Source organism: Armatimonas sp., from assembly GCF_964826245.1.
This window is the reverse complement of sequence record NZ_CBAYMC010000156.1, coordinates 1-10,517: the sequence shown is the minus strand read 5'-3', so window position 1 is coordinate 10,517 and position 10,517 is coordinate 1. Positions and strand designations below refer to the sequence as shown.

Genomic DNA, 10,517 nt, shown 5'->3' with positions numbered 1-10,517 from the left:
AAGCTCGATCCGACCAAGTGGAAGGTGCGGGGCGCGGGGCCGCGGGCGCTTGCGTATGTTTCGGAGGAGGCGGTGGAGGTCAAGGATGGCTACCTCTGGCTCTGGGCGAAGAAAAAAGGCGAGCAGCTTCTCGGGAGCGCGGTGGGGACGCAAGACTTATTCTCCGCTCGCTACGGCTACTACGAGTGCCGGGCGCAGGTGCAGAAGTCGCCGGGTGTGTGGGCGGCGTTCTGGATTCAGTCCACGGAGATCGCCAAGGGCGAGGATCCGGCTCTCTTTGGGGCGGAGATCGATATCATGGAGTGCTTCCGCAAGCTGGGCACCGACATTGTCTCCCACAATGTCCACTGGGCGTATGGCCCCAACCAGAAGACCACGCGGGGGATGCAGAGCTACCTTAAGGGAGTCGGGACGGGCTTTCATACTTTCGGGCTGGAGTGGACCCCCGAGAAGTATGTTTTCTACGTGGACGGTCTGAAGTTCTACGAGGTGACGCAGGGCATCTCCAAGATCAAGGAATATCTGATCTTGAGCATGGAGTACCCCAACAACCCCGCCGACATGACCCGCACTCTCTACCCCGATGCCTTTGTCGTGGACTATGTCCGGGTCTGGCAGAAGAAGCCGTAGCGGCCGCGCCTACCAGTTTATCGGGTAGACATTGATCCCCGAGAGAGCGCCCCAAGCAGTCGTGAGGCCACCGCCGAGCAGATCTCCGGCGATCATGCCGAGGAAGAAGGGGGCGAATTTTTTGTAGGTGTCCGCGCCGCCGTAGCGCAGGACGAGGATCTTGAGGCCCCAGGCGATCAGAAACGGGAGCCAGGTGCTGGTCATGGTGTTGGTGTTGGCCATGGCGTAGCCGACCGGGTGCAGTGGCCACCAGAGGAAACGCGCCCGCAGGAACATCATGGAGGCCGTAAAGGCGAAGCCAAAGCCGATGGCGACAAGGCCACGTAGATCGGGGGCGGCGGGGTTGCGCATCAGGGCGACGAGATTATCGAAGGGCTGGCGGCCCATGCTCGTGCGCCAGGCATCGGTCTTTGCCTCCGCGCCGTAGCCGTGCCAGAGCATCAGGGCGATGGCAAACGACGAGCTCAGGCCGATCACGGTGGCGATGGCGATGGCAACAAAGGTCTTGCGGCGGCTGGCCCCGACACTATCGGCCATCTTAAGCGCTTCGAGCTGGTGGGGCATGGGCAGGCAGCGCATGTCGAAGTTGCCTAGGACGGGGCGCATGAAGGCCAGAACGGTGAGGTCGGCGGGGGTGAGCAGGCCCGTTCCGAGGGTGCGGGTGAGCATGTGGTTGACATCCACCTCGGGGCCAAAGAGCCAGGCATTGCCGGTCTCGGCGCGGATACGGGTGGCGGCGACCATGTAGCAGAGCGCCAGAAGAACGAGTAGCGTGGCGATGAGTGGCTGCATCCCCGCGACCACGCAGAACGTGATCATGAGGCCAACCGAGACCAGCAAGCCAATCGCGGCGGCGCGATAGCTCAGGGCTTCGTCGCTATCGTCTAATTCGCCTTTGGGGCCACCGAAGGCCATCGAGATCACTTCTTTGACGTAGCTTCGGGCGAGCCAGAGGGGAACGAGGGCAAGGGCGAGAAATGCGCCTGCGCCTTGCTGCCCGATAAAGGGGAAAGTGGCGCGCTGCGTGCCCGTCATCCCGGCGTCTATGTTTAATGCCGCCCCAGCCACGTTCTCGATGCGTGTGAGCAGGAAGAAAAACCAGCCGGAGAACGTCACTTCGACGGGAATAAAATAGGCCACTCCGATCACAAAGGGATAGAACGAGAGTGGCGTGCGGCCCATCGCATTCCAGGGGGGGCTGGAGAGAATCGCAGGCATTTGCGCCAGGTCCGTGTCGGCGCGGAGCGAGACGAGAGGGAACTTCGGGTCGTTGAGAGCGAGGGTATTGATAAGCGTGAGCGTAAAGGGAATCAGCAGTCCGGCCCAGAAGAGCTTATTACGAAAGAGCGAGCCTTTCCCATCATCCGTGCCCGCCTCGACAATCGCGAGGGGCAGCGCGACCGTCGGGAAGCTGAGTTTCTCGCGGTCTACCCACTGGCGGCGCATGAGCGAGACCAGACAGAAGGTCGCGAAGGTGAGGGTCAGGATAAAACCGATCCAGACAAGCATCTGTGGTGCCCAGAGCCCCCACGGTGGCGTGGTCTTGCCCTTGTAAAAGCCATCGAGCACTTGTGGGTTGGTCTGCGCCAGCCAGTATGGGACGAAGCGATGGAAGGTCGAGGCCCACGCGTTGGCATCAGTGGCGTAGTGGAACGAGGCGACAAGGGTGGGCACCAGAAAGTGGAGCTGGCCCGACGAGCTAAGTACGGTGGAGGTGGTGACCATGACGTAGACGATCAGCATCTCCGCCGCCGTAAGCATGGTCTGGGGAAGAAAGCGCTTGAGTAGGAGATTGATGCCCGCGACACCAAAGATTAGAGTCACCGCTCCGACTGGAGTCGCGGTCGCCGCAACCGCTGAGTGGCCCTGCACGCCGCTCATGATTAGCTCGGCGTAGTGAATCCAGAGGTTGGTGAGCACCGTCAGCCCCAGCCCCAGCAAGACCGAGCGCACTGTCAGGCCCAGAGCCCGCGTGTTTCTCATAGAGGCATTGTACTGTATAAATGTTTTCAAGGAAATGACTGCTTCTGTAAGTGTTTTTTTTGAAGGATAAAGATTTTCTTGAAAGAAGACTTGATATAATTGTTTTTATGGAACCTTGTGGCTACGCTTGGCTGATTCGACATTTTTCTCTTTTGCACTTCCCTCCAAGCCACTCGTCCCAAATAGGGAAAATCAAAAGTCAGACAGTAGATGCGCGGGGCCGTGTCCATAAGACCTTTCCACAGAGTTATTGGCCCGGTGATACCATTTTGGATCACCTCGTTTTTGCATTGAAGTACGATGGCATAGAGCTGGCACTTCTTGCAACGCTTTTTCCGCGCTTGGATCTACAGGAGCTAGCCCAATGGATTGATCAACAGCCGACCAGTAAGTATGCCTGGCGGATAGGTTTTCTCTATGAGTATCTCCTGCACAAGACCGTTCCCGTCGCGGATCGTTGGCAGGGAAACTATGTGGATGTTCTCGATTCAGAGCGCTATGTTGTGGCGACAAATCCTGTTCGTATTACTCGCTGGCGGGTAAATAATAATCTTCTTGGAAGTAATTGGTTCTGTCCAATGGTTCGACGGACACCAGGAGTGGTATTCGCCGAACAAATGGTTATTAGTGAGGCTCTAGAGAAACTTCGAGATTGCTATCCTCCTGAGCTTTTTCAGCGGGCTGTAAACTACGCTTACTATAAAGAAACTCGCTCTTCCTATAGCATTGAGCAGGAGAATCCCAGTCCTCAACGGACCGAGCGTTTTGTGGCTCTTCTACGTGAGGCAGGACAGGTTAATTTCACTTGGGGGACGCTTTTTGCAGAGCCTGGCCTTGTTCCCCTTCAAAATGCTATTGTTGACGAACGGTACCGGGAAAGTGGTTTCCGTACTATCCAGAACTATGTGGGCACACAGCGAGGACTTGAAAAAATGCAGGTGGACTACATCTGCCCGCCTCCAGAGTGGGTTGACTCACTAATTCGTGGGCTTGCTTTTTGTGCGAAAATGCTTGAGATTGCTCCTGTGGTTCAAGCTGCTCTACTTTCTTTTTCATTTGTGTTGATTCATCCTTTTGTGGATGGCAACGGTCGTCTCCACCGGTTTCTTATTCATGACACGCTTACTCGGCGCGGATTCATTCCGCAAGGGCTACTCCTTCCTGTATCTGCGGTGATGCTTCGTAGGCGTGAGGACTATGATCGCGCTCTGGAATATTTCTCCCGTCCACTCATGGCTCTTGCCAACTACGATGTTTCACGCGAGATGGAACTCACTCTTTTGAATGCAAGTGAGCTAGAGCCATTCTATAGATTCCCAGATCTCACTTTTACTGTGGAGTACTTGGCTCCGGTGGTTCAAGAAAGTGTCGAGCGAGAGCTTGCCGACGAGCTACGCTATCTGGAGAGCTACGATGCCGTGCGCGAGGCGCTGATACATATCGTGGATATGCCCGATCAGCGATTGGATTTACTTCTTCGCCTTCTGGATCAGAATGGGGGACAGCTCTCCAAGAAAAAACGTGGCGTTTTTGCGGAGCTGCGTGACGATGAGCTGGCGCGTATGGAGATGGTATTCAAGGAGATCGCTTTAGGCTCGAATGCACCCGGCTAAAGAGCGCCAGCAGAACGCTTAGCTCGTGGCGAGTGGGATCACAGCGGCGCAGGAGGGACTTGACGAGCGCGGGCACGGGCGCAGGGGTTCCGGGGCGCACGAAGCCGCTCGCCGCCATCACGCCGTCGAGGTGGCGGTCGAACTGGACATACTCGTTCTCGGTAGGCGCATCGGCAACGGCGGCAGCAACCGGCTCCGCAGGCAGGCTGCGCGTGATCTCGTAGAGCGTCAGCAAGACCGACTGCGCGAGGTTGAAGCTCGGGTAGGCCGCGGTGGTGGGAATCCGCACGACCCAGCGGCAGAGATTGAGATGCTCATGCCGTAGGTCATCGTCCTCAGGGCCAAAGACCAGCGCGGTCGTGCGGCCTTGGCGCTCTGTTAATTTCTCCGACCACTGCGGCAGGCTGACATAGTGCGCCGGGTTCTCGCCTTTTCGCAGCGCCAGCCCGACCACTTCCTGCATGCCGTCGAGTGCGTCTGTAAAGCTCTCGTGAACCGTCATTGTGTCCAGAATCACCGACGCATCCCGCGCCGTGACGCAGGCACGCTCACGGTCGTAGCCACGTGGCGCGACTAGGTGCAGGTGCGAAAACCCGAGGTTTTGCATCGCCCGCGCCACTGAGCCAATATTCAGGCTCTCCTGCGGCTCGATCAAGATGATGTGAAAGTGATTCATTTTTGGATTCACCGCCGGTTGGCGCGGCGGTGCTGACGAGCGTCGCAGGCTCCGCTGCAAAGGCCGTTCCGGCCATACCGAGCTCACTCGGGATTCCCATGGGCGGCACGCCCTTCGTAGCCGGAGGCTCTCCAGCCCCACCGTTCTAATCGGCGGGGCACACTGCTAGCACTTTGATCTCCACATGAATACCGCGCGGGAGCGCCGCAACTTGGATCGTGGTGCGGGCAGGCCGGATTTGGCCTAAATACTCGGCGTAGATCGCGTTGTAGGTGGCGAAGTCTGTGTCTAAGTCGGTGAGAAAGCCGGTGACATCCACGACGTTTTCTAGTCCGAGTCCGGCGGCCTCTAGGATGACTTTGAGGTTGTGGAAGACGCCGTGGACTTCGTCGGCAAACGTCGCGGGTAGGTCTTTTTCGCCGCGCTTGTGGGGGCCGAGGCCGCTGATAAAGAGAAAGTTGCCCACGCGGCGGGCGTGGGGGTAGGCGGCGACGGGGTCGGGGCCGCCGTCGGCCATGAGCTCAGTTCCATTCATGCCTGCTACCCTACAGAGAAAATTTGATTTGCGCAAGCCCGGTAGCTGTGGTAAACTCCGAGGGTTGTCTTGACAGAGGTTGGCAAAAAAATTATGTATGCAGTAATTCGTACCGGCGGCAAACAGTACCGCGTCGCAGAAAAAGATACCGTCGTCGTAGAGAAGCTCGAAGGAGCTGAGGGCGATGTCGTGACCATTGACGATGTTCTTTTCGTTGGTGGAGATACCCCCGTGTTCGGCTCTCCCACGGTTCCCGGCGCGAAAGTGACCGCAACAATCGTCGGCCAGGGCAAGGGCAAGAAGATCAATGGGATCACCTACATCAAGGTGAAGAACCACCAGCGCCACTACGGGCATCGCCAGTTCGAGACCCGTCTGCGCATTGACTCCATCGCCGCGTAGGCTCTGATCCGTAGAGAAGGAATAAGAAAATGGCACATAAAAAAGGTGTGGGTTCGTCCCGCAACGGTCGTGACTCGAATGCCCAGCGCCTGGGTGTCAAGGAGTACGCCGGTCAGTTCGTCACCGCCGGTTCCATCCTGATCCGTCAGCGTGGCAGCGAGTTCGATCCGGGTAAGAACGTCGGTCAGGGAAGCGACTACACGCTCTTCGCTAAGATCAATGGGATTGTGAAGTTCGAAGGTCACAAGCATACCCGACGTATCTCGGTGTACCCGATGGTCGCCGTCGATGTGGAAGAAGCTGCTCCCGTAAGCGCGTAAGCTCTCTTTACACAACTACAGATTCTGGCCCGGTCTGCTCTGCAGCCGGGCCTTTGCTTTGGATTCCCTCCTCCCTCTGCCCCCGGGTACCCTCTGGGTGCCAATCCTGGGAGGCAGGTTGGGTGGAGGGGAGCCAGAGCCCCCCCATACTCTCCCTCTCTCCCCCTCCTCCCAGGGGTGGGAGGAGGGGGCCGGGGGGAGGAGGGTATATCCCTTGTTTATAGATGAAGTTGAAATTTGGTTGGTCGCAGGAAGTGGAGGCAATGGCGCTCTGACCTTCCGCACGGAAAAACACGTCCCCCGTGGTGGCCCTGATGGCGGCGACGGTGGCCGGGGCGGCTCAGTGGTCTTTGAGACCGATCCGAACCTGTCTACACTTTTAGATTTCCGTCCGGGCAAGAAATACCGCGCTGAAAACGGCGGCCATGGCATGGGCAAGCGGCAGTACGGCAAGCACGGAGAGAACATTGTCCTCAAGGTGCCGCCTGGAACACAGGTGCACGATGCCGACACCGGCGAGCTCCTCGCCGACCTGGCACAGACCCCTCAGAGCGAGGTGCTGATCGCGGGGGGGCGTGGCGGGCGCGGTAATGTCCACTTTGTCAATAGCGTCCACCAGACTCCTAAGTTCGCGGAAAAAGGCGAGCCGGGTGAGGAGCGACGGGTCAAGCTAGAGCTAAAGCTCTTGGCGGATGTGGGGCTGCTGGGCTTCCCCAATGTTGGGAAGTCTACGCTTCTGGCGGCAGTGAGTGCGGCACGTCCCAAGATCGCGGACTATCCGTTTACCACACTCGTGCCGAACTTAGGCGTGGTGCGTGCCGATGACCACCATAACTTTGTGATCGCCGATGTGCCAGGGCTAATCGAGAACGCCAGCGAGGGCGCGGGGCTGGGAATTCAGTTCCTGCGGCACTTGGAGCGCACACGGCTTTTAGTCCATCTGCTGGATGTCTCGGGGCTCACCGGGCGCGATCCCTTAGAGGACTTTGGCATCATCAACCGCGAGCTGGAGGCGTTCTCGGAAGACCTGGCAAAACTTCCGCAAGTCGTCGCTTTCTCCCGCATTGACCTGCTGGCTGACCGAAGTGGGCTGATCCCCCTACGCCAGTTCTTTGAGGCCCGTGGGCTGGAGGTCTTTCCGATCTCTGGCGTGACGAGCGAGGGGGTGCGTGATCTGATCCTCCATGTCTGGACCAAGCTCCAGGAGATTCCCAAAGAGGCGCTTAAGCTCAGCGGCGTGGTGCACATTACCAACAATGCACGCGACGATGACGATCCTCGCCGCTTTACGATTGTGCGCGATGACGAAGGGGTGCTGGTGGTCTCCGGAAAAGCACTGGAGCGCATTGTCTCCATGACCGACATGGGCAACGAGTACGCGGTTCGTCGCCTACAGCGCCAGCTAGAGCGCTGGGGGGTCTTTACCAAGCTCAAGGCGTTTGGCGCGGCGGAAGGCGACTCGGTTCGTATCCGCAACGCCGAGTTTGACTACGTGGACGAAGATGCTTGGGGGCGTGACGAGGCCGAGGGCGAGAACGACGATGAGGACATGGAGGTTACGGTATAATCGTGAACGATGGTACAAACTCCCACTGAGGATACCGCCGCCCTTCCCAAAGTTCCCACACCAACCCTAGAGCGCCTGACCACCTACTTAAGGTGTCTGGTGGATCTGGGGGCCAGTGGTGTGCGGACGATCTCCTCGGCGCAAATCGAGGAGCACGCGGGGGTAAGTGCGGCGCAGTTCCGGAAAGACCTCTCCTACTTTGGGGAGTTTGGCAAGCCGGGCGTGGGCTACCAGGTCGGGGAGCTGGAAAACCGGATCGCGCGGATCTTGCAGCTCCACAAGCTCCAGCCGATCTTGCTGGTGGGGGCCGGAAACTTAGGAAGCGCCTTGGCCTCGTATCCGGGGCTGGAGGAGCACAAGTTTCATATTGTCGCGCTCTTTGACACCGACCCGGAGAAGATCGGCAAGCGCGTCTTAGGGATGGACATTATCGAGTTCTCGCGTCTGGGGGAGATCAATGAGGCGCTCCAGGCCCGGATTGCGATCTTAGCCGTGCCCGCTAGTGCCGCGCAAGCCGCTGCGGATAGTGCGATCCAGAGCGGGGTGCGTGCGCTGCTGAACTTTGCCCCGACTCCCTTGAAAGTGCCCGCGGGCGTTGTGGTGCGCCATGTCTCGTTCCTCCAAGAGCTTGCGGTGCTTTCCTACCACCTGACGGAGACCGAGAAGCGGGGGCAGTAAGGTGTCTCGTCGGCAGTGGCTGGGGGGAGTTTTACTGGCGCTCTTAGGGGGCGCTGCACTGGGGCTGGGATATATTTTTCGCCCCCGCCCGACCGTCATGCTCCCCAAGCTCCCTTCGCGCTCGCTGGTGGTGGCGTATCTGAAGGTCGGGCAGGGGGAGGCATCGTGGATCAAGACTCCTGAGGGCCAGTTCATGGTCATTGGAGCGGGGCCACCCGGCTCAGGTGCGCACGTGGCGGAGTCGCTGCGGGCGGCGGGAGCGCAACAAATTGACCTGCTGGTGCTCCCCTATCCCTACAGCGAGGCAATCGGGGGCGCAACCGAGCTGATCAAGCAGTTTCCGGTGAAGTCGGTGCTGGATCTCGGGTGGGAAAGGGTGAATAAAAGCCAGGAGGAGACCCTGACTCTCTTGCGAAAGCAGCGGGTCCTGGTGCAGCTTGCACGTGCAGGGGTGGCCTTTAACCTCGGGACGGAGGGCCATGTGAAGATTCTCTACCCTGGTGAGCGCCTGATCTCCCGCACGCCCGCCGCCGCCAATAATGCAGTCGTGCTGCGCCTGACCTGGGGGAAGACGAGCTTTCTCTGGGAGGGGGGCTTGGAGGAGCCAGGGGAGCAGGCGCTGCTCTCGATGGGCCACGAGCTCTCCGCCGATGTCTTGCGGGTCGCTCGGTTTGGCAACGCCGGGGCATCATCGCCCGAGCTACTGCGCCAGGTTCAGCCGCGCTTTGTGGTGATCAGTAGCGACGATAAAGAGAAGCACTTGCCCGCCCCTGCGACTCTGGAGCGTCTCATCGCCACCGGAGCCACGATCCTACGCACCGATCAAGAGCGCGGCGATATCTTTTTCTTCTCCGATGGCCAGCGCGTCGAGCTCGCCCGCTAGCTCTCTTTAGCGTGTGGGTTTGAGGCGTGTGGGATCAAAGAAGACCCCCAGCTGATCGGGCTGTCCGACATGCTCAGCGGCGAGGAGCAGGGCATTTTTCCAGAGACGTAGCTCCAGAGCGGAGCGTGTCTCTTTAGACGCGGCCTTGAGCTGGCTGACAGCCCCTTTCTTTGCCTGCTGGGCCTTGCGTGCCCCGGAAAAATCGGTGCGAAGCTGGGTGAAGCGTGCCAAGATCGAAGCTCCCAGCTTGGCTTCGTGTGTGGTAATGAGGCTGACGAGACGCTCCATCAGCACGGGAACGGTGGTGAGAGTCGCCTTGTGGTACTCGGTGAGGCCGTGGGGGAAAAAGCTCTCGTGCGTGGGGCTGCTCTTGCCAAACGCGACACGGACAGCGGCCTCCAGATCGGGCACGGCGGCTTTGAAAGCAACGAGGGCATCGCGGGTCGTCTGGGTCAGTCCCTCTCGCTCGGCAGTGGCTTGGTCTTCAGCGGTCATGGTACCAAAACAGGCGAAATAGGCACTTTCCGTCTCGGTTAAGAGGCTTTGGTAGGCTCCATTGGGGCTGGCGCGGCGCAGTCGCTCGATATGATCGCGTGCAAACTCGGCGATTCGCGCATCACGTATCGTCCGAATATTAAAAGGATTGCCGAAGAGAGTGCGTAAGGCTTGCATAATAGATTTTTCCTTTTGTGCGCTTGTGCGCCCTGCTTGAAAAATCTTTTTGCAGAGCTAGGCACGGCTGTGCAGAGTGGCAAAAAAAGATTTTTACTACCCGACACGCCTGTGTCTGTGTCTGCGTAAAGATTTTTATTACTGTACAGAAGTATGTCGGTTTTGTCAATAAAATAGCAAGATTTAGCGAAAAAATATTTTTCCTAACTCCCCTAAATGCTTGACATTGACACACGCATTCCGGTAAACTACCCGTAACTTCCTCTCCCCGCCACCTCTCCCCGCGAGAAAGGGCAGGAGGGTGGAAGTATCCCGAAAAGCAAGACGTACCGTGACCGTGCGTTCATAAAGTTCGTGCGTGCAGTGCGCCTGGGAGCGTGAATGGCTATCGAAGATCGCGATGATTTTGTAGATGTGGTTGCTCAAGCGGTGATAGACCGAATCGAGGAACGTCACCGTACCAGCAGCCTTGTCGAGCAAGTTGTCGCCCGTGTTATTGAAATTCAGAAAAAAGAAGCGGCGCTGAAGGCAGAAGCCGAAGTGCTATCAACGAAAACG

The 10,517-nt window shown here is 58.5% G+C and carries 11 protein-coding genes; 7 read left to right on the top strand and 4 right to left on the bottom strand.

Translation table 11 applies throughout. The annotated features are described in order from the left end of the window. A partial coding sequence (locus AC1XOS_RS14790) for a glycoside hydrolase family 16 protein (protein WP_481962993.1) occupies positions 1 to 630 on the top strand: 630 nt, incomplete at its 5' end. Between the two features lie 9 nt (positions 631 to 639). On the opposite strand, the gene AC1XOS_RS14785 is transcribed toward AC1XOS_RS14790, so the two are convergent. Next, positions 640 to 2,613, bottom strand: coding sequence for a DUF6785 family protein (locus AC1XOS_RS14785; RefSeq protein ID WP_481962992.1), 1,974 nt, complete (start codon positions 2,611 to 2,613; stop codon positions 640 to 642). Between the two features lie 107 nt (positions 2,614 to 2,720). On the opposite strand from AC1XOS_RS14785, the gene AC1XOS_RS14780 reads away from it, so the two are divergent. Next, positions 2,721 to 4,226, top strand: coding sequence for a Fic family protein (locus AC1XOS_RS14780; RefSeq protein WP_481962991.1), 1,506 nt, complete (start codon positions 2,721 to 2,723; stop codon positions 4,224 to 4,226). On the opposite strand, the gene AC1XOS_RS14775 is transcribed toward AC1XOS_RS14780, so the two are convergent. Then, complete coding sequence (locus AC1XOS_RS14775; protein WP_481962990.1) at positions 4,189 to 4,902, bottom strand: RNA methyltransferase; 714 nt, start codon at positions 4,900 to 4,902, stop codon at positions 4,189 to 4,191. The two genes, AC1XOS_RS14780 and AC1XOS_RS14775, sit on opposite strands and share 38 nt — an antisense overlap. A gap of 145 nt (positions 4,903 to 5,047) precedes the next feature. Continuing rightward, on the bottom strand, positions 5,048 to 5,437 hold the full coding sequence (locus tag AC1XOS_RS14770) for a RidA family protein (RefSeq protein WP_481962989.1): 390 nt from the start codon (positions 5,435 to 5,437) through the stop codon (positions 5,048 to 5,050). A 93-nt stretch (positions 5,438 to 5,530) separates the two neighbouring features. Between AC1XOS_RS14770 and rplU the strand changes: the two genes are divergently transcribed. From rplU to AC1XOS_RS14745, 5 genes are all read left to right on the top strand, one after another. Further along, positions 5,531 to 5,839 carry a 50S ribosomal protein L21 gene (rplU, locus tag AC1XOS_RS14765; RefSeq protein WP_309718337.1) on the top strand — a complete coding sequence of 103 codons (309 nt, stop codon included), beginning with the start codon at positions 5,531 to 5,533 and terminating at the stop codon, positions 5,837 to 5,839. Positions 5,840 to 5,868: 29 nt separating this feature from the next. Beyond that, complete coding sequence (gene rpmA, locus AC1XOS_RS14760) at positions 5,869 to 6,159, top strand: 50S ribosomal protein L27 (protein ID WP_481962988.1); 291 nt, start codon at positions 5,869 to 5,871, stop codon at positions 6,157 to 6,159. A gap of 214 nt (positions 6,160 to 6,373) precedes the next feature. Next, positions 6,374 to 7,726 (top strand): GTPase ObgE, encoded by a 1,353-nt coding sequence (obgE, locus tag AC1XOS_RS14755; protein ID WP_481962987.1) that lies wholly within the window; start codon positions 6,374 to 6,376, stop codon positions 7,724 to 7,726. A 9-nt stretch (positions 7,727 to 7,735) separates the two neighbouring features. Next, positions 7,736 to 8,404 carry a redox-sensing transcriptional repressor Rex gene (locus AC1XOS_RS14750; protein WP_481962986.1) on the top strand — a complete coding sequence of 223 codons (669 nt, stop codon included), beginning with the start codon at positions 7,736 to 7,738 and terminating at the stop codon, positions 8,402 to 8,404. Position 8,405: 1 nt separating this feature from the next. Continuing rightward, a complete protein-coding gene (locus AC1XOS_RS14745; protein WP_481962985.1) occupies positions 8,406 to 9,287 on the top strand; it encodes a ComEC/Rec2 family competence protein in 882 nt (293 codons plus the stop codon). Between the two features lie 6 nt (positions 9,288 to 9,293). Here AC1XOS_RS14745 and AC1XOS_RS14740 read toward each other — a convergent pair whose 3' ends face one another. Further along, the gene (locus tag AC1XOS_RS14740) at positions 9,294 to 9,959 is read right to left on the bottom strand and encodes a hypothetical protein (RefSeq protein ID WP_481962984.1); all 666 of its coding nucleotides are present in this window, start codon (positions 9,957 to 9,959) and stop codon (positions 9,294 to 9,296) included. Positions 9,960 to 10,517 lie beyond the last annotated feature (558 nt).

Coding starts and splice junctions, on each gene's coding strand:
- AC1XOS_RS14785 (WP_481962992.1), bottom strand. CDS start 2,613: ATGAGAAACACGCGGGCTCTGGGCCTGACAGTGCGCTCGGTCTTGCTG.
- AC1XOS_RS14780 (WP_481962991.1), top strand. CDS start 2,721: ATGGAACCTTGTGGCTACGCTTGGCTGATTCGACATTTTTCTCTTTTG.
- AC1XOS_RS14775 (WP_481962990.1), bottom strand. CDS start 4,902: ATGAATCACTTTCACATCATCTTGATCGAGCCGCAGGAGAGCCTGAAT.
- AC1XOS_RS14770 (WP_481962989.1), bottom strand. CDS start 5,437: ATGAATGGAACTGAGCTCATGGCCGACGGCGGCCCCGACCCCGTCGCC.
- rplU (WP_309718337.1), top strand. CDS start 5,531: ATGTATGCAGTAATTCGTACCGGCGGCAAACAGTACCGCGTCGCAGAA.
- rpmA (WP_481962988.1), top strand. CDS start 5,869: ATGGCACATAAAAAAGGTGTGGGTTCGTCCCGCAACGGTCGTGACTCG.
- AC1XOS_RS14750 (WP_481962986.1), top strand. CDS start 7,736: ATGGTACAAACTCCCACTGAGGATACCGCCGCCCTTCCCAAAGTTCCC.
- AC1XOS_RS14740 (WP_481962984.1), bottom strand. CDS start 9,959: ATGCAAGCCTTACGCACTCTCTTCGGCAATCCTTTTAATATTCGGACG.